General features: G+C 62.1%; 25 protein-coding genes. 1 reads left to right on the top strand and 24 read right to left on the bottom strand.

What is annotated here, in order from left to right; all coding sequences use genetic code 11:
- Positions 1–775: 775 nt before the first annotated feature.
- The 4 genes from IEJ02_RS12325 to IEJ02_RS12310 form a co-directional block, all read right to left on the bottom strand.
- Positions 776–1,534 (bottom strand): hypothetical protein, encoded by a 759-nt coding sequence (locus tag IEJ02_RS12325; RefSeq protein ID WP_191064859.1) that lies wholly within the window; start codon positions 1,532–1,534, stop codon positions 776–778.
- A gap of 9 nt (positions 1,535–1,543) precedes the next feature.
- Complete coding sequence (locus IEJ02_RS12320; RefSeq protein WP_191064858.1) at positions 1,544–3,661, bottom strand: glycosyltransferase; 2,118 nt, start codon at positions 3,659–3,661, stop codon at positions 1,544–1,546.
- A gap of 386 nt (positions 3,662–4,047) precedes the next feature.
- Positions 4,048–4,446 carry a hypothetical protein gene (locus IEJ02_RS12315; protein ID WP_191064857.1) on the bottom strand — a complete coding sequence of 133 codons (399 nt, stop codon included), beginning with the start codon at positions 4,444–4,446 and terminating at the stop codon, positions 4,048–4,050.
- Positions 4,447–4,479: 33 nt separating this feature from the next.
- The gene (locus IEJ02_RS12310) at positions 4,480–4,938 is read right to left on the bottom strand and encodes a hypothetical protein (protein ID WP_191064856.1); all 459 of its coding nucleotides are present in this window, start codon (positions 4,936–4,938) and stop codon (positions 4,480–4,482) included.
- 198 nt (positions 4,939–5,136) lie between these two features.
- Here IEJ02_RS12310 and IEJ02_RS12305 point away from each other — a divergent pair, with 198 nt between their 5' ends.
- Positions 5,137–5,937 (top strand): SGNH/GDSL hydrolase family protein, encoded by an 801-nt coding sequence (locus IEJ02_RS12305; protein ID WP_191064855.1) that lies wholly within the window; start codon positions 5,137–5,139, stop codon positions 5,935–5,937.
- A gap of 11 nt (positions 5,938–5,948) precedes the next feature.
- Here IEJ02_RS12305 and IEJ02_RS12300 read toward each other — a convergent pair whose 3' ends face one another.
- The 20 genes from IEJ02_RS12300 to IEJ02_RS12215 all read right to left on the bottom strand — a co-directional run bounded on the left by IEJ02_RS12300 (position 5,949) and on the right by IEJ02_RS12215 (position 17,340).
- The gene (locus tag IEJ02_RS12300; RefSeq protein WP_191064854.1) at positions 5,949–6,224 is read right to left on the bottom strand and encodes a hypothetical protein; all 276 of its coding nucleotides are present in this window, start codon (positions 6,222–6,224) and stop codon (positions 5,949–5,951) included.
- A gap of 44 nt (positions 6,225–6,268) precedes the next feature.
- On the bottom strand, positions 6,269–6,787 hold the full coding sequence (locus IEJ02_RS12295; RefSeq protein ID WP_191064853.1) for a phosphohydrolase: 519 nt from the start codon (positions 6,785–6,787) through the stop codon (positions 6,269–6,271).
- A gap of 31 nt (positions 6,788–6,818) precedes the next feature.
- Complete coding sequence (locus IEJ02_RS12290; RefSeq protein ID WP_191064852.1) at positions 6,819–7,265, bottom strand: hypothetical protein; 447 nt, start codon at positions 7,263–7,265, stop codon at positions 6,819–6,821.
- A gap of 279 nt (positions 7,266–7,544) precedes the next feature.
- Positions 7,545–8,120 carry a 3'-5' exoribonuclease gene (locus IEJ02_RS12285; RefSeq protein WP_191064851.1) on the bottom strand — a complete coding sequence of 192 codons (576 nt, stop codon included), beginning with the start codon at positions 8,118–8,120 and terminating at the stop codon, positions 7,545–7,547.
- 212 nt (positions 8,121–8,332) lie between these two features.
- Positions 8,333–8,587, bottom strand: coding sequence for a hypothetical protein (locus IEJ02_RS12280; RefSeq protein ID WP_191064850.1), 255 nt, complete (start codon positions 8,585–8,587; stop codon positions 8,333–8,335).
- A 12-nt stretch (positions 8,588–8,599) separates the two neighbouring features.
- Positions 8,600–9,292, bottom strand: coding sequence for a hypothetical protein (locus IEJ02_RS12275; protein WP_191064849.1), 693 nt, complete (start codon positions 9,290–9,292; stop codon positions 8,600–8,602).
- A 173-nt stretch (positions 9,293–9,465) separates the two neighbouring features.
- Complete coding sequence (locus IEJ02_RS12270; protein WP_191064848.1) at positions 9,466–11,037, bottom strand: UvrD-helicase domain-containing protein; 1,572 nt, start codon at positions 11,035–11,037, stop codon at positions 9,466–9,468.
- A gap of 36 nt (positions 11,038–11,073) precedes the next feature.
- Positions 11,074–11,370: a hypothetical protein gene (locus tag IEJ02_RS12265; protein WP_191064847.1), complete on the bottom strand. Its 297-nt coding sequence runs from the start codon at positions 11,368–11,370 to the stop codon at positions 11,074–11,076.
- A gap of 124 nt (positions 11,371–11,494) precedes the next feature.
- Positions 11,495–12,109 (bottom strand): hypothetical protein, encoded by a 615-nt coding sequence (locus tag IEJ02_RS12260; protein ID WP_191064846.1) that lies wholly within the window; start codon positions 12,107–12,109, stop codon positions 11,495–11,497.
- A 306-nt stretch (positions 12,110–12,415) separates the two neighbouring features.
- Positions 12,416–12,679 carry a hypothetical protein gene (locus IEJ02_RS50745; RefSeq protein ID WP_369075646.1) on the bottom strand — a complete coding sequence of 88 codons (264 nt, stop codon included), beginning with the start codon at positions 12,677–12,679 and terminating at the stop codon, positions 12,416–12,418.
- A gap of 136 nt (positions 12,680–12,815) precedes the next feature.
- Entirely contained in the window at positions 12,816–13,076 is a 261-nt protein-coding gene (locus tag IEJ02_RS51365) for a hypothetical protein (protein ID WP_498067030.1), read from the bottom strand.
- A 79-nt stretch (positions 13,077–13,155) separates the two neighbouring features.
- On the bottom strand, positions 13,156–13,761 hold the full coding sequence (locus IEJ02_RS12255; RefSeq protein ID WP_191064845.1) for a GntR family transcriptional regulator: 606 nt from the start codon (positions 13,759–13,761) through the stop codon (positions 13,156–13,158).
- Positions 13,762–13,832: 71 nt separating this feature from the next.
- Positions 13,833–14,234, bottom strand: coding sequence for a hypothetical protein (locus IEJ02_RS12250; protein WP_191064844.1), 402 nt, complete (start codon positions 14,232–14,234; stop codon positions 13,833–13,835).
- A 128-nt stretch (positions 14,235–14,362) separates the two neighbouring features.
- Positions 14,363–14,602: a hypothetical protein gene (locus IEJ02_RS12245; RefSeq protein ID WP_191064843.1), complete on the bottom strand. Its 240-nt coding sequence runs from the start codon at positions 14,600–14,602 to the stop codon at positions 14,363–14,365.
- Positions 14,603–14,640: 38 nt separating this feature from the next.
- On the bottom strand, positions 14,641–14,874 hold the full coding sequence (locus IEJ02_RS12240; protein WP_223863701.1) for a DUF397 domain-containing protein: 234 nt from the start codon (positions 14,872–14,874) through the stop codon (positions 14,641–14,643).
- A complete protein-coding gene (locus IEJ02_RS12235) occupies positions 14,871–15,116 on the bottom strand; it encodes a hypothetical protein (protein ID WP_191064842.1) in 246 nt (81 codons plus the stop codon). The genes IEJ02_RS12240 and IEJ02_RS12235 overlap by 4 nt, the downstream gene beginning before the upstream one ends.
- A 13-nt stretch (positions 15,117–15,129) precedes the next feature.
- The gene (locus IEJ02_RS12230) at positions 15,130–15,834 is read right to left on the bottom strand and encodes a metal-dependent hydrolase (protein ID WP_191064841.1); all 705 of its coding nucleotides are present in this window, start codon (positions 15,832–15,834) and stop codon (positions 15,130–15,132) included.
- Positions 15,831–16,040 (bottom strand): hypothetical protein, encoded by a 210-nt coding sequence (locus tag IEJ02_RS12225; protein ID WP_191064840.1) that lies wholly within the window; start codon positions 16,038–16,040, stop codon positions 15,831–15,833. Before IEJ02_RS12225 ends, IEJ02_RS12230 begins: the two co-directional genes overlap by 4 nt.
- A gap of 30 nt (positions 16,041–16,070) precedes the next feature.
- Complete coding sequence (locus IEJ02_RS50365; RefSeq protein ID WP_191064839.1) at positions 16,071–16,787, bottom strand: C40 family peptidase; 717 nt, start codon at positions 16,785–16,787, stop codon at positions 16,071–16,073.
- 13 nt (positions 16,788–16,800) lie between these two features.
- On the bottom strand, positions 16,801–17,340 hold the full coding sequence (locus IEJ02_RS12215) for a M23 family metallopeptidase (RefSeq protein ID WP_191064838.1): 540 nt from the start codon (positions 17,338–17,340) through the stop codon (positions 16,801–16,803).
- Between the last annotated feature and the right edge of the window lie 2 nt (positions 17,341–17,342).

Below are 17,342 nucleotides of genomic sequence, written 5' to 3'. Positions count from 1 at the left end.
TCCTCACACGTAGCCCGGGGTTTTTCCTTGACTACGCTAGCAGAATCAGACAATCACAGGGAGTGTTGTTCGGTGAGGCTTGCCTTAGCCAATCGGACAGCAGGTTCCAGCAGGCGCTCCATACCTCTCACTGTTATCGCGCGTCGATACTGTTTACGCAGTTCACGAGAGGCGTGAGACCCTGTAATCCGCGTCATTCGCTGCTGCGGCGGATGCCACAAATGCCACAAAGGGAGACCTGAACGCCACGGTTCGCCATGCAGAAGCGTCAGCGCTTCCGCCCACGACTCGTCCTCCTGTCCCCATCCCAGATACCTCGGATCCAGCGGTGCAGAGCAGTACACATCCCGCCTCACAACGACTACGCCACCACCCGCATACCCTACATACGGTGACTGTGTGTAAACCCTGCGTCCGGCAGCCACGTCCTCCGGAGCCTCCCCGGACAGAACCCGGCCAGTCGCCTCCTCATTCAGGCGGTGCACCCGGTAATGCGGAACCGCCCATGGGCAGCCCTCCCTGATTTCCTGGACTGCCTCACCCACACCCGGAACCAAGCAGTCGGCGTCAGCAACGACCAGGATCTCCGCCCGGGTCTTGCTCAACGCATCCGCCACCGCCTCCGCCTTGCACCACTGCCTTCCGACTCTCGACTCCCCCACAACGATCTGCCAATCCGGATGATGAATCCGGTACCAGTCCCGCACATAATCCCAAGCGGCCCGGCGGTGCGGACACTTCCCGGCCCAGGGCACCAGGACGGCTGCGGACAGCATCACCGTTCTCCCTTTCGAACCCCTCCGGGGGAAGTAGCCTGTGAATTCCCCGCGAGCACCTGCCGTACGTACCGGCGGGGTTCATCCAGGACGGCACGCATGGACGCATTGGACTGGGCACCCCGGTACTGGAGCTGAAGATCCCTCACCCCAAGGGGGCCGTGCACCCGGGCGACTTTGCGCTGTGGCGGATGCCATAGGTGCCACAGACGCGCGTACGCGGCCCGCCAGGGAGGTCCGTACAGACGGCTCAGTGCCGTCCCCCAGGCGCCGTCCTCCTGCCCCCACCCCAGGAAGCGGTGATCCATGGGCGCCTCCAGGTAGACGTCGCGCCGGATCACGGTGATGCCGCCTCCGGCCATCGCTATGTATGGCCAGGAATCGTAATGTTTCTTATCTCGCGGGATGATCTGTGGCCATGTGGTGGAATTGAGGACTTTCATCGTCGCGTTCCACGAAAGCCGGTGCACCGTGTGGTGCGCCATGGCCCATGCATGACCCCGCTGAACGGCTCTGACAGCGTCTTTCACATTCGGTGCGATGGAGTCGGCGTCGGCGATGACGAGAATGTCCGCGCGAGTCCGGCGCAGGGCGTCGGCGACGGCCTCGGCCTTACACCATCTGAGTCCGTCCTGCGCATACCCCTCGTGGATCTCCCAGCCGGGATGGTTGTTCTCGTACCACTCGCGCACGTACCCGAGGGCGACCTTGCGGTGAGGGCAGTCGCCTGCCCAGGGGATGAGAACTGCTACGGACACATTTTCTCCTCACACCTTGCAGCGGGTTTCCGCGCGCAGAGAATCGTCCTCCCCGGTGTGAACGAACACCCCGGGGGTGAGCCGGGCGGCTCCGCGAAGACGGTTCACGTGTGCTCGTCGCTGCGCTGCTTTCTCTCCGTCGGCTGGCCAGATCTTCCCGATGTCCTTCACGCGGACCAGAGATGGATTGAGGGTGTAGTGAGTGTCCCGGCACAGGTGGAAGGTGCTGTAGTCATACCAGTTCAGGGCTCGCCCGGTAACCATGTGTTTGCTCAAGGTTTTCTCGCAGGTATGCCGCAGACGGACCTGGTGCACATCCGGCCGGGTATGCAAAATCTGCTGGGCCTGGGCGAGCCAGTCGGATGTAGTGGGGATCAGGGCCCAGTCGTCTTCCAGGTGCAACCAGTATTTGCGTCCGGACGCGGCGGCCTGCTGGGCGAGCATGGAGGTGGCTTCGCCGATCCCGTACAGGACGGACGAGGTCCAGGATGCGTCGATAACCTTGTTGTACTTGTCGAGGACGCGGGCGGTTTCGGCGTCCCCTCCGTTGTGCAGGGCGATGACATGGGCCCGGGACAGCAGGCCGGGGGCACATGCCTGGAGTCGGTTCAGTGTGTGGTCGAGGTGCCCCGGGCGGCGTCCGGTGAGCAGGGTGATGACGACCTTGGCCCCGCCTGTGTTGCGCGCATCCACATCGGGGGTGACGGCGTAGGAGGCGGTGCTGTTGCTGCCGGGGATGAAGTCGAAGTCCAATCCGTACCGGCGATTCCATTCGCGCAGGTCAGCCTGCTCTTTTTTTCGGTCAGTGTCGTCGAGGATGATGATGGCGCCCGGGTTCAGCTTCGGCATGAGGTAGTACAGGGCGGCAAGCCGTCCACCGTCCTTGGCGCGTGGACCGTCCACAATGGCCAGGTCGACACCCTCGGGGATGTCGGTGTCGTACCAGGGTCCGTCGGCGGACCGGCGGAGAGGTGCGTACCGGATATCGACGCGACTTCCGGTACCCCGTTCATCGAGGAGCTTGCGGGTGCGGCCACGGAATTCCTGGGAGGACTCCAGGGAGATCACTTCGGCGCCATACCGGTCGGCGTACTGGGAGAACAGGACGGTCGAGGTTCCCGACCCGGCTTCGAGAATGCGCCGTGGCCTGCGGGCTTCGAGTTCCCGGACGATCGCCTTCCCGGTTTCCAGGTTCAGCGCCCAGGCCCCCCACAGGCTCGTCTCCTTGAGGACGGCGGCCCAGTCGGGGACCGGGGTTCGAGGGCTCGGCACGGTGAATGTCCTGGTCTTGTTCGGGCTGGGGTCGGTGAGGAGGCGTCGCAGCGCTTCCGACTGCGCGCTCACCTCGGTTGCGACGTAGTCGGGAATCCCTTTCGTCAGGATCTTTCCGACGGCTTCGGGTGAGGTGCGGGCGGCCCGGGTGACACTCGGCCAGCGGCTCTCCATCCAGTCCTTGGCCTGCTTGCGCATCGGGGAGCCGATGCGGGTGCTGTGGGATTTGGTCAGGGAGGTGACCTGGAGGTGACGGTCATACAGCACACCCCGGTAGAGGCGGACTTTCCCGGTGGCCATGGCGGATCCGGTGAGCATGGTGTCGTATCCGACACGGAAGTCCGGGCGGGGGCCGCCAAGGGCGTGAATGAACCGGGTGCGCCACAGTCCTGCCATGTGGGCGTAGAACGTGAACCGTCCGGTGTACTCCTTGGGGCGCTCCATGCGGGCAAGGCGGGTGTGCAAACCGTGCACGGCATGGGTGCAGAACACAGCTTCGGACTTGTGCCGCTTGAGGGTGGCAAGTTGGGTGGCGAGCCAGGTGGGCCGGGCCCTGTCGTCGGCGTCGTGCATCGCAAAGAAGCTGTCGGGCGCGATGGCGTGGACAGCGGAGAGGACGACGGCATCCGCGTGGTACCGGCCGCGATTGTCGGGCAGGTTGTAACGGACCAGCCGGGTGTCGCGGATGTCGGCCAGCTTGGGCCACAGGGTTTCGGATGCCCGGGGGTCACCGTCGTTGACGACGACCAGGGTGAGGTTCCGGTGAGTCTGGGCGAGTACGGCGTCGACTGCGCGGCGGATTGTTTTTCCCGACCCGGGTCCGGCCGGAATCGATACGTAGATGTGGTCGTTCAACGCGCCGCCCTGTCCGTCATGTTCGCCTCTACCGGGATGCGCGTCAGGACGGTCTTCTCCAGCGGTGAACCAGGATGGGCTCGCCCTGCACCCCCACTGATCATCGCATATGTTTGACTACGCACAGCTACGGATCATCACTCGTTGTTGATGGTCCGTAGCTGTGCGCGCGTCAGGCGACTCTCCCCTTGGAACCCCACTCGCGTGAATCACCCCGCGACTGCGACGGCATACGGGGTGGTGACGATCGGAAGTTCGTACCCGCATCCTCAGGAATCTCGTCCGGGTCGTACGCGATCCTGTTCGTGTTGTGACCGCAGGATCGGCACCAGTACCGAGTTCCCAGGTCGTACATGACGGAGGAGCACTTTTCGCAGACCATGCTTTCAGCCTGCCTTGATGGGGGCCCGGAAGACCCCTTCCGCCTCCCGGGCCCTGGCCAGGCTGTACCTGATGTCATCGAACCTGGCGAACGGGACCTCGATGCCATTGCCCTCCAGCACACGGGAGAAGGCGGCGTCCGAGTACTCCGGATAAACCCGCTTGTCCGGCACCAGCTCCTCCATCGGCCAGGACGTCCGCGCCTCATGCCGGACATCCTTGTCTTCGCGGTACACGAAGCGGTGGATCCGGCCGTCCTTCAGGTACACATGCCAGACATTCCGACTACAGGTGCAGCCCAACAGCAGACTGCGGTCAGATCCGCCGAGAGTCTGGGCGTCGACCTGGGCGGATGCCCTGACGGTGCGAGTGTTGAGGATTTCTTTGAGCTCTGTGTAGTTCACGCTCCCCCTTCCTCCGGGTTGACGGGAATCACTCTAGAACGGAGGCTCGTCATCCTGTACGGAATCTTCCACGCCGCATGTTTCGCTCAACACGGACTTCCCGAGCGCAACTTCGTGGTCTTCGTCGGTTGCATCACGGATCCGGAGTGTCCAGCCGTACGTCTCGCAGGAGTTCTGGTACTCCTTGCTCTTCTCTCCGAGGATCTTCTTCGCGAGCTTGGAGTCCGGCTTGTACTTGCAAATCGCCGTGTACTGGGCTGGAGTCAGGGTCGCCTTAGCGTTCTTGGCGCTGAACCGGCGAGTGGGGAAAGCGACCACGGCGGTGTCACCGTAGAGAGCCGTCCCTTCCTCCTGGATCCGTTCCTTCAGTTCCTCTATGGCTCGCTCGGCCCTCTTTTCGGCAACCTCGGCCTGGATCTTCATCTGGTGTGCGTAAGTGGCGAGGTCTGCGGTCTTCATCTGGGAGAAGTCCGGTTCGTACTCGGGTTCCATGGGCGCCCCTTCCTGTGAATATCTATGGTACATCATAGACTAGATATCAGATACCTGTGAAAAATTTCGGGATCGATGTGTCAGTGGTCATATGACCATGAGTCGAGTATCGGTCACCCTGTGTGAATGATGATTGGCCGGAGTCAGATCAGAAAGGCCCTCCAGGGCCCCGTTGCATCCACTCTCGCTGCCCTCGGGGTGACCATCGCGACAGCTGGTGTCCTCGTCTTCTCGGTCGCCCCTGCCGGGGCGGGCCAGCCCGGCGGGACGAGGTTCGTCACCCTCGGGGACTCCTACTCGGCAGGGAACGGCACCACCGGAGCCAAGAGAGATGAATGCAGGAGATCTGATCGCTCCTACGGATCCCTGATGGCCAGCAGCCTCGGATACGACATCAGAGATCCGCAGGATTTCCAAAATACAGCCTGCGGAAACGCCAGCACTGATGATCTGATCAACACTCAACTGGACCCCGTTGGCCCCGGCACCGACGTGGTCACTCTGACCATCGGGGGGAACGATCGCGGAGTGTTCCTGGGGGCGGTCGCCGCATGCGGTGTGAACCCGGTCAAGGCGTTGTGCGAGAAGACCTACAAGGTGGCGTCGGCCTTCGTCGAAGGTGAGCTTGCGGGGAGGCTCAATAAGGCATACCGCGCTGTCGACGGAAAGACGGGACCGAACACGAGGGTCCTGGTGGGCGGCTACCCGCACGGATATGGAGACGGAACGGCCTGCCCGTGGCCCGTCCCTGAAGAAAACAAAGATCGCCTCAACGACCTGGCCGACGGGATCGACCAGGTCATCCGGCGTGAGGTGGGGGAAATGGGAGACCGGTGGGGCTATGTGAACCCGGACTTCACCGGACATGAGCTGTGCACCCGGGATCCCTGGATGTGGGGAATGGAGAAGCTGTCCGATGACTTCAGTGGAGTGTTCCACCCCAACGATGCGGGCCATCGACAATATGCACGCTCGATGCTCCTCGGGCTCAGGAGCTGACCGGCGGCAGGCTATGCGGCAAGCCCTGCGAGCTTGAGGGCCTGCCGCCGGAAGAGCGGGATCTCGACCTGGACAACCATCAAGCCCCCGTGGCGGATTGTGTCGTAGTGGACGTTCAGTCCGAAGATGTGGACCACCCACCGGTTGTAGATTTCGTGAGTGGCTTCGGGGTCCGCCTCGTTCCGGATGAGCGTCTGGTGGATCATGCTTTTTAGCCGGTACGGCTCCTGTGAGAGGTATGCGGCAGCCGGGGCGATGTCATGTTCCGCCTGGACGGAGAACTCCACGTACGAAGGTATTCCCTCGGGGACTTGATGCGCCGTCGAATTGATCACGCTGTGCGGTGCTCCGGGATCTCTTTCAGGAGGGACGGGTTCACGATGGAGACTACCGTCCGTACCTCTTCTTCGCTCACGGCGGCCCAGAGGTCTTTGCGGGCCGCACTGTACTTCCTGGCGAGACGCTTGCGCTTGTCTTCTGGGAGATGCTTCGCTCGGTCTTCTCTGGAATTGTGGGCATTGTCCGCGATTTTCACCAGGGTCGCTTCCCTGCTCCTGGTGATGAATCGGATCTTCTCCTCGTAGGAACAGGGGACGTTCGTGACGGCCAGCACTGTCAGCAGCACATCGCCGGGAACGCCAGCGTGAAGCAGCTCTTGCGCCGTCCACTTGGTGTCCTCTATGACATCGTGCAGCAGCCCGGCCATCTGCATGTGCACGCCGAAGGGGGCGAGCCCGTTCGCCACCGCCTCGACGTGCCAGAAATAAGGGCTGCCGATTTTGTCGGTCTGTCCGGCGTGAGCTTCCTTCGCCAGACTTCGAATCTGGTCGAGAGTTGCTGTTGTGGTCATGAGATCCCTCCCGGGACGCTTTGAAGGGGGGTCAGCGCTTCTTCTTGGTGAAAAATGTCCACCACCCTGAGTACCCGCCAGGGATGTCCGGGTAATTGGCGAGCATCGGCTCCAGTAGCGCCAGGTGGAGCGCCTGCTCCGTCGGCTTTTGGGAGCCCCAGTACCGTTCACCGTCCCACCTGCCGTAGCAGTCACCGCCGTAACGGCTGTCCAGGTCGGCCGTCAGAACCTGCATCGGGTCTTCGATGTCCTCGATGCGGCGCCGCAGGTTCTGGCTCCACAGCCCCAGCGAGCCCAGGCAGGCGTAGGTCACGCCGCCCTGCTTCCGGCGGTACCAGACTGCATCAATTTGTCCGCTGTACAGGTATCGCTCGTGTTCGGTGCCTCCGTCCCGGACGGTCTGCTTGCTGTCACGGAGACTCCCGAGGTCGACGGCGAATGGCTTGCGGGAGACAAGGAATCGGTCTTCGCGGATCATGTGGCCTCTCTCTTTCCGGTACACAGGGGTGGAGTGTGTATCGCCCGGCCTCTGTGCTGTCGTGCTGTCATTTTCTGCGCTGTCGGCGGCCAGTCTCAGATCCAATGTGGAACTTGTGGCAGTACCGGCAGAAATATGCAACCTTCGGCAGGTCCCAGGGCTTGGACTGGGCATGGCGCCGCGCCGCCTGCCAGGCTTCCTCTTCGGTGTTCCAGCGTCCGGTTTTCCGTTCGCATGCCTGCCATTTTGAAGTGCCGGGCCGCTTGCGCATGGACCGCGTCATGGCGTGACCCAATGCTTGCGGATGTATTCGCACACGGCCAGCTCATGCTCGGCGTCGTACAGCGCGTGGTGCAGTGTCTCCGGATCCTGCACAGGGAGGGACATCGCCAGCTCGCATCCGCCCTCCGAGCGTCGCAGGTCCCTCTTGATGCGAGCCACATCGTCGGCGTACGTGGGAATGTGAGCGGGCATCACCTTCCAGTCGTTGTCCCACAGGGTGTGCAGCCGGACCACGTCCTGCGCCCCGTGGTTGACGAGCATCGTGGTGTAGTCCGTGATGTCCCTGTCCGGCTCGATGGCCATTCCCCGGAAGAACGCGTCGACTTCCTCGCGGATCGTTCCGTAGTCCTTGACGTCCTCGTGGTCGTAGTCGAGGTACCCCACGCCGTGATTCGGGAGATGCTTCCAGACGTTCTCCACCATCCATTCCCGCTGGCAGACCTGAAACGCGTTCATGTCAGCGTTGACGGCGTAGTACGAGGCATGCCGGGTCGTGATGCCGATGGAAATCAGGCCGCTGGGGGTGAGGTTGTTCGGAAGAAATTCTGTATCCAGAGATGCGTACTGCACCATTTTCCCTCTCGTTCAGGCATATTTTCATGCAGATCATTCAGGCAGCTATGATGATGCAGGTCACCTGCCTTGCCAGGTAGAGGGCAAGCATCCCACGGCGTGGATCTGCGCAGTCATTCATTTCAGAAAATCCAGCAACTGTTGGTCAGTCGTCGTCCTGCTCCTCGGCTGCCCTGCGGGTGATCGCTTCGGCCTGGGATGCCGCATTGCGCTCACGCAGCTCCTCGATTGATATCGAACTCTGGTAGTTCTCCCCGGACATCCTTCCCCTTACCCTTTTGAGCTGATACTGGATGCCGATGACACACGACATCCCTTCTGAGTCCGCACACGCATGCCGGACCGTAGTTCACTTTTTCCGCCCAGATCCCCGGCCGGTATTCGGCAAGATCGGCTCGAACCTTCTCGATGACGCGAGCCTCTTCCTCTTCGCTGAGCTCTTTTTTGCTTTTCTTCTTCGCCGCCATCCCGGGTTCCCTTCAGGACCAGTAGGTGTAGATCATCGGACGGAGCTGGAAGCAGACTTCAGGACTGGTGAACAGGCCGCCCCAGGTGCAGATGCGGCGGACATCATCAGGCACCCATGGGGCGATGAATTGCTCAGCCTCGGCGTTATTCTCGTAACCCATAACCTGGGCGAGCATGTCCAAAATCTTGGAACGCTCTTCATCGCTACCAGCCTTGCCATTGATGACCTGGCGCCAGGTATTGACCGTAGTGTCTTGGATCCGTTCGCCGGTCCTGGTGTCCATGTGCAGACCCGAATACGGGAAGATCCCGCCAACCGTGGGGGTGATTCGAGGTTCGGTCCCGCCTGGCTTCGCGCACTCTTCCTCATAGTCGATCGGGTCGTCGCGTCGATGCCATTGAGGGGAATCCGCAGGGCGCACAACCAGGACATTGGGCAGGCCATACTCGGCATCCCAGGTGCACACATCGAACGAGACCGCACCCCGCTCTCCTGCCATGCGCAGCATTCCTTCCTCCAGCTCGGCATCGAAGTCACCGCCTTCGGCCAGTTCCGCCAGGTATGACAGGTAACTCTGCTCTGGTTCGACGTGAGTCAGGAGATGACTGTTGGAGTTGACGCGAGGATCGGCGATGCGCCATTGGCCTTCAACCCGGACGTCGGTGAGTCCGTATCCGAGAACTTTGTTGATCCGGATCCCCATGAGCTGCCTCCCGGTAGTACGCAGCAAGCCAGGACGGTTCGAACTTCTCCGAACAGCCCTGGCTTGCTGAGGTGGTGATATGAAAACGGCCCGGATGGGGCAGATTATGGAATCTGCCGTCGCCAGGCCGCGCTCAGTATTCGATTATGAGCCGATGAAGGTTTGGCCGGGTCTTAAGCGGCTCCCATGAGGCGGTCGATCCAGGAGACGCCGAAGTAGTCCAGCGTCTCCTGCGCCCGGGTCACCGCCACGTAGTTGATCATGCATTCCTCGGTGCTGATCTTCTCGGTCGGAGCCGGAACCTCCTGTCCATCCTCCAGCTCATACGGCGCCGAGATCAGGACGTGCTTCCACTCCAGACCCTTGGCCTTGTGCATGGTGGACACCACAACCTCGGCGCGGTTCTCGTCGCTCACCTTCTTCAGGATGTCGACCAGGCCGTTACCGTACTCATCGATCAGCCGCACCAGGATCTTGTATTCCTGGCCGTCCGGGGTCTTCGAGTACGAGACCAGCTCTTCCCAGGATGTGAAGTCCGACAGATCCGGGTGGTCACTCTTCTTTCCGTCCACGAGCTTCAGCGCTCCCCACACCAGCGACGTCAGCTGCTTGACACCCCCGGCAACACCGACGGTCCGGCCTGCATCCAGAGCCTTCATCGCATGCGCGATGCACATCGCGTTGGACCGGCACAGGATCGCCGTGGGTGAACCATCCATGTCGACGCCCGCACGGGACTTGATGGCCGGGTTCCCCCGAAGCGTGAGGTCACCACCGGCGAGCTCGATCCAGCGGTTCGCCTGGTCGGCCACGGCCTGGCCGAACCGGAAGGACTGGGTGAGTCGGAGTTCACGTCCGGGCCAGTCCTTGAGGATGTCCTCCGCGCCGCGCCACTTGTACATCTGCTGGAAGGAGTCTCCGACTGCCACCTTCTGGGTGCTCTGACGCGTCACCAGAGACCTCACCAGCTGCGTCGAATCCTGCGCCTCGTCCACGAAGACAGCGTCAACAGGAAGGGTCGGCTCCTTCATTGCCCACAACTTCAGGTACATGTCGGGGGTGAAGTAGTGCTCGGAGTCATGGTTCGTAGTGCGCTTCCACAACTGCTTTGCGATCGGCAGGACACTGGTGGCCACGTCCTTCTGGTGCCTGGAGAATTCCTTCCAGTATCCGTCCTTGAGCCTCTTCTTGTCCTCGGGCGTCATCGTGAAGAACGCGTCTTCTCCGACGCTCATGATGGCACGCAGGATGAACCAGCGGTTCCAGTCACGGTACAGAGGGACGTGGTGCGCCTGGATCTCGTTGTCGGCGCTCCCGCAGAAGCGGTCGAGGGTCCGTCGGGCCAGGGACACGAGGGTGTATCCCGAGACGACGAATTTGTTGCCGTCAGGAACGACGGGGTCCCCGATATGGAACTTGGTGTCCGACTGGCCGAGGAGTTCCACGTCCTTCTTGACCAGCACCTTCTTGAACGGCCGGTTGCCGTAGTGCCTTCCTACGGCGCGATGAGCAAGTGAATGGACCGTCCGGCAGTCGGTGTTGCCAGGGAAGGACTTCTGCGCCTCCAGCTGCGCGGCCTTGTTGAAGACCAGGTAGAGGATCTTCTTGCCCTCCATTGCGGTGCAGGCGCCCCGCACAGTCGACGACTTACCCGCGCCTGCCCCGGCCTGGACGATCAGATCCTCGCCCTTGATTGATCCATCGATGATGGCGCACTGCTCGTCGGTCGGCTTGAACTTGCTCATCTTCCCCCTCCGTGGGTTATCCCTTTTGTCGTGGTGTTACGACTCTTCCAGGTTCTTGATGTATTGGGGACCATGCAGAAGGTCACCCGCGTGGACTTCGAACAGTTCGGCCATCGCGTCGAGTTCTTCGAACTTCCAGCGCCCGTCCCGCATCTTGGTGGGCATGTAGTCGCGGCTCACCTTGAGGTGGTCGGCGAGTTCCGCAAGGGAGACACCGTCTCTGACCATGAGGTACTGCGCGGAGAAAGTGATCGCTTCCCTGCTGTCCTCGGGCTCTTTCTCCATCATGGCTAGGTAGTCGGTGACGACTTGGGCTGACCCGCGCTTGGTCATTGGGCACCTCTCCGGGGGGATAACAGGGTTTCCCGGAACATACCACGCGCTGGGATCTTGCCGTAAGTCTAACGTGTGTACCTGTGAAAATCTAGCAGGTAGGCTCAATTTTTCTCCGATTGACCTAGAACCCCAGGTCAAGCCGGTCCGAAGTAGATCGCGACACGGGTCCGACGGCTTGCGGGGCTGTCTTGGGGAGTCGCGTCCACAGCTCCTTCAGCGCGTCGCGCAGCGGGACCTCCTTGTTGTTGTGCAGCACCTTCGCCTGCACAATCCCACCGTCCTTGGCCTCAGCCAGGGCCATCTCGATCTGCTTGCGCCGACACGACTTGATCGCGGCGTCCAGCAGGCGCTGAGCCCGGGGGTCGCGGCTCGGCTGCGGCGGTTCGGGTGAAACGTCGGGCCGGGCTGGGGTCTTCGGCGTGTCGGCCGGAGCGTCCATTCGCTGGATCTGCCCCAGCAGCACCTCCGCAACTCCTCCCCGGCGCGCGTCCTGGAGGGCGTCCTTCATGCCCTTCGGGGTACCGTTCAGCACTTCCTGCTCGTAGGCGTTCAGGCCGCCCCCTTCACGGGGGGCTTTCTCCCAGGCCATGCGCCGGGCGCCCTCCTCTCCCCCTTCGATGTAAGCGGCGATGATGTCGGCGGTGTGCACGACCTCCTCGACGGTCACACCAGCCCCGTTGAGGTAGGTGGCTGCCGCCTGGATTGCCGCAGCCCGGACGTCTTCGATCCCCCTCACCGTTTCCCCTCCTCGTTGAATGTGACTACATGTATGTGCATTTGATCCGCCGGTCGGATGCTGCGCCCGGATCCAGGGAGACAGGCCCGCCGCTGACCTCCAGAAAGGGGCGACTTTCCAGGGCTTCGAAGATCCCCTTCGGGGGAACTTGTGCCGTCTTCGACCTTGAAGGATTTCTGATGCATCGCTGCCTGTCCGGGCATCTCGACGTCCACCGCGTCATCCTCTCATAGGACTTCCAGAGAAACGCACAGGCGGACACGAGAACCGTGTCCGCCTTGCCTTCGGATCGATGTGAACTTTGGTTCAGAAGATGTGCCATACCGGCTGGGACGGCGAGACATCCGGGCGCCCGTGCGGCTTCTTCTCCGTTTTCCTCATGTACGGCAACGCCTTGGCCTGCACATTCGGATCCGCCCATGCGTGCCACTCGTGCCCGCAGTCAGGACATCTGTAAAACAGCGTCCCGGCGTGAACTCCTACAACTTCCACGGCGATAGCCCGGTTGATACGGTTTTCGCCCTTGATGTACGTGAGGCTAGAGCCGCATCCCGGGCAATTCCGGTTCAACGGTGCCTCGGCTTCCAGCGTGAGCGCCGGGGGGCGGGTGTCTCACCGCCAGTCTCGGCGCGATGCTGCTGACTGCGCCAGAGCCATTCGGTTGCGATGTGGGTGACGCAGAAGATCAGAACGATCAGGACCGCGATCATGGCTGGCCCCCAGGGGTGTCCACGAAGGCGATTTTCGTCTTTCCTCCATGACCGTGGATGGCCTCAAGGTCTTCGATTGAGTCATACACGGCCGTGGACCGAGCGGGTGCGGGGATCCAGCGCATGGCACAAGACCCATCAATGAACTTGATGCCATGGGCTACCACCCCCGTCCCGCTCACGCCGGTCTCGTCCTCGATCCGCACGAGGTGGAACAGGCGGGGTGCTGCATTCGATGGAACGTCTTCTTGAGTCATCAGCTTCCTCACGAGGATGCATACACTTCGTGAGAATGATGATCTCAGGTCTGACGGAGTGGCCCGTCCGGAAAGGGGGTCACCCGGGCGAGGCCGAGGATTCCTCCGCCTCGGTATCGGCCACAGTGGTGTAAGCGTGATACCGGTCGTTGCCTTCCGGGCAGATCTGGCACTGGGGGCCTCCATCTGCCTCTGGCCCGTCGTGCACCCCTTCGGCGTGATCGCACACGACGCACGGCAGGTCAGGATCCTGATCCAGGCCCTCAGGCGTCGCGATGACAGTGGCCCGTGATCCGGGATTCGGGCGGCGGATCAGTCCGAGGTCGGAGAGGCTGGACATGGCCGAGGCCACGGTCTGGTGGCTCACTCCGAGTGTCTTGGCAAGGTCCCGGGTGGAGGGGACTTCCTGCCCAATCCGGAATCCCTGTTCCTGATTCCGGATTGATTCCACAAGGGTTTCGGTCACGTCGTCGAGGCTTGCCCCCCGCCCCTGGTGACCCCCGGTGATCTCATCGCTGTCACGGGTCACTTGCTGCGGTTCGATATCGGCGTCATCCTCGAATCCGGCGAGCAAAACAATGCGAGCCCAGTCGGAGTCCTTGCGTCGCGCCTTTTGTGCCATCCTCTGGACCCACACTTTTTCTTCCGGCTCCAGCCGGATGGTGAGCCGTTCTGTTCTGGCCACGACTTCCTCCTCTCTCGCATCGCTGCCGTTGTCGGCGTGTGTCTGACACTAACGGACAAAGTCAACCCTGGTCAAGGTCGCCACAGCTCAATGTCCTTGCCGGGCCCGGACTTGGACCGGCCCCAGTCAACCAGGGTCCATCCGGCGGCGATGACGCCCAGTATCGCCAGCGGCCACGATCCGGCGGCAACGGACATGACGAGCACAGCCGTCGACACCGCAGCGCCCACAGCCCACACGGGGATCCTCGATTCGCGCCGCCCGGCCGCCAGCTCCTCCTTTGTCTTCAGCTCTTCGATCTCTTCGTTGAGCCGGTGGATCTCCCGGTAGTTCCTCGTGACCTCTTGATCGATTTCCTTCCGCATGGCCTCCGGGATGAGGGTTCCGTACCGCGCAGCCAACACTTCGATCCGGGCGTACAGACTGTCCACCCGTGACTGAAGGGCCTCACGCTTCTCGCGAGTCTCGTCCACGCCTAGTCCAAATTCCTCCCCTGCTCACTGACAGTGTGCCATGAGAGATCAGTTTTATACACACTGTAAAACCGAAAAGCCCCCGCCATATGACGGGGGCTTTTCGGCTGAAAATCGTGCATGCCCGATCAGCAAACTGACTTCTCTTTCAGTTTCCTGTCACCGCAGCGATGGTAGATCGGGGCTCCGTTGTGAGCAGTGGAGATGACCTCTGCGTACACACTCGACTTCGGCTGTGCTGCCTTGTGAGCCCCGAAGGCCATCTCTGCGGCAGACAGTTCGTCGGCCGCCTGGATCTCTTCGGTGAAGTGATGTACCGGTCGGAACATTCCCTGTCGAAGGTAAACGTGCACCTTATGGGTTTCCATGACTGTCCTCCTTCCCGGATCTGCGTGTCGTCCGGCGTTCAGGACAGGTCGAACTCGCCGTCGCGGGCCCCGAGGACGAATGCCCGCCACTCCTCGGCGGTGAACCGGTGGACCCTCTCCGGATCATCGCGGCGGCGAAGAAAGACGGCCCCTGACGCGTGCCGACCCACCTCGATAGCCTGATTGCCGTCACCCGGGGTGCTCCATGTGACCTCACTCAGGTCGATCGCCCCCAGGTCTGCGAGCACCTTCTCGTGTTCGTGCTGACTCAACTCGGGATCCCTTCGTGTGACCCGTCCAGCTTTCTCCGCTTCACCCGAAGAACCTCCGGTACGACTTCGACCCCGATGAAAATGATCAGGCATGTGGTGAGCGTCTGACAGAAGATCCACCACTCCCACCCCGGAAGGAAGGACGCCATCTGGTCGGCGATCGCTGGACGGGATACCACCAGTGCCAGCACCACCGATCCGCCCACCAGGGAACGTACCGACGACCGGTCCTTCGAGGTCACAGCTTCTCCTCCGTCAAAAAATACATGGAACCCCGATGAAAATCACCGCTACCCCCGAGCCAACCCACCACTCCTTCGGGTCTCCAGACTCCAGCCGTGAACCCATGAAGCGGAACCTCCACCACCGCTTTCCGTGCACCATGACCGGCCACATCAGCGGCACCCCGAACGTAGTGCATCCATCGGCGACCACATGCGACAGCCAGCCAAGACCGGCAGCCAGACCCGCCATCCACGGATCGAGGTCGGCCAGCCAGGCAAGACCTCCGGCCGCCACCACTCCCGGGTAGACCCATCTCCTGAACTTCCTCGGGATCAGCCCCTTGCTGACGAGTGCGGCAAGAACCGTGATGATCACCGCCCCGAACGGGAAGAGCGACCAAATGCCAGCCGCCACCCCTATCGCGATCGCGCACACTCCGGTGTGCGTCAGGGCCCGATGGTCCACCGCATGCCCGATACTCGCTCGCCCGGCGAAGCTCCGCCGGTCCTTTCCCGTTGCGATGGTTCGGGCCCTGGCCGACAGCCATAAGGCGCCCTTGTGTACCTGGCGCGGGAGGGCCCGGCTGATGGTCGACCTCGGATGGTCGATGTCGGGCCCGAGCGCGAATCCGGCGGATATGACGGCCATGGCGGCGCATTGCGCAGGCCCCACGTCATGGGCCGCAGCTCCGAGTGGAACTGCGGCCCCTATAAGTGCATGCGTGGTGCCCCTCACCGCACCTCGCTGACCTTGGCCCGGTCGACCGGAGGGGCGATGGCCTTGCGGATGGGGGGTATGTCGATCGCCTTCCGGGCGGGGGGTGGCGGCAGCATCTGATCCGGCAGCCTGCCGGGAAGCAGGATGCACTGAGAGTCCATGTCCAGATCGAAGATCTGATGGCGCTGCTCGGCAAGAGCCCCTTGCAGCAGTTCCGGTGTCATATGTCTTCTCCTTTTCTGTTCCTGATCTTCTTACGCGACGCGAGTGGCGCCGAAGTAATCTCCCATGTAGTCGATACGGTCGAACCGGATCAGGCTCCTGGAGTTCGGTGCATGGAGCATCATTCCTCCGCCTGTATACATCCCGACGTGATGAATGTTTCCAGGCGTGCCGTAGAACACCAGGTCTCCGGGTCGGAGCTGATCCTGGCTGGGGTGCACGCCGCTGGCGAAGTATTGATCCTGGGCAGTCCGGGGAAGTGCGACCCCGGCCCGGGAGTATGCGGCCTTCGTCAAGCCGGAGCAGTCATACCCGCCTTCGGCATCCGATTCTCCTCCCCAGACGTAAGGGAGACCGAGCTTGGTCTGAGCCCAGTTGAGGGCCGTTGCCCACGCCGTTCCGTTTCGCGGCGCGAGACCTTCACGAGCTTCGACCACTCGTAGAGGGTTCCTCTTCGCGGCCTCGGCGGCTTCCGCCTCGATCCGGTTCTCCCTGGCCTTCCGGGCTGCTGTCTTCTCTGCGGCCTCTCGCAACCGAAGCAGCTCGTTGACACGGATCTGTTCCTGCATGTTTTCCGCCTGGACACTGACGGCGACCCGTGCGATGTCCCCGGGGGAGAATCCCTCGAAGGCTGGATGGTCCTGGATGACACGTCCTTCGGGCTCCGCGTTCGCCGGATTGGCGAGCGTTGCAAAGGTGGCGGTCATGGCGGACACGAAAGTTGCCGTCTTCTTCACGCGGGTGTTCATGAGGTTCCGTTTCTCAAACTGTTGTGCCGTGGTCGCTCAGCCATGCGACGGGATCGATGTCGGATCCGTAGTCAGGCCCCGTGCGTGCCTCGAAGTGCAGATGGGGGCCGAAGGCGTTGCCGGTGGCCCCGCTGAGTCCGATCTGCTTGCCTCCCGTGACGGTGGATCCAGCACGTACGTCTATACGCGAGAGATGAGCGTACTGCGTATAGGTGCCATCTTCGTGTCGAATCACAATCTGGTTGCCGTACTGGCCTCCCCATCCTGCGGAAACGACGGAGCCCCTGTCCGCCGCACGTACGGGTGTACCAGCGGGAACGATGAAGTCGATCCCGGTGTGGTATCCGCTGATCCAGGCCGATCCGGGCTTCTTGTAGGGGGTTCCGAGCTTCCCTTCGGTGGGCCGGTGTCCCTCGGGTTTCACCGGAGAAGTATTTGAAGCGGCGTGAGCTGCCGGTGTGTCACCCTCTTCGTCGAAGATTCCTGTCACGGCCTGAAAGGCGCCGAGGGCGAGAAACGCTATGGCGAAGGTGGCGCCTGCCTTGGTGTTCATGA

Source organism: Streptomyces sp. 5-10, from assembly GCF_014712245.1.
Lineage (GTDB): Bacteria > Actinomycetota > Actinomycetes > Streptomycetales > Streptomycetaceae > Streptomyces > Streptomyces violaceusniger.
Note: the sequence above shows the minus strand (reverse complement) of the source record. Positions and strands in the feature narration are given on the sequence as shown.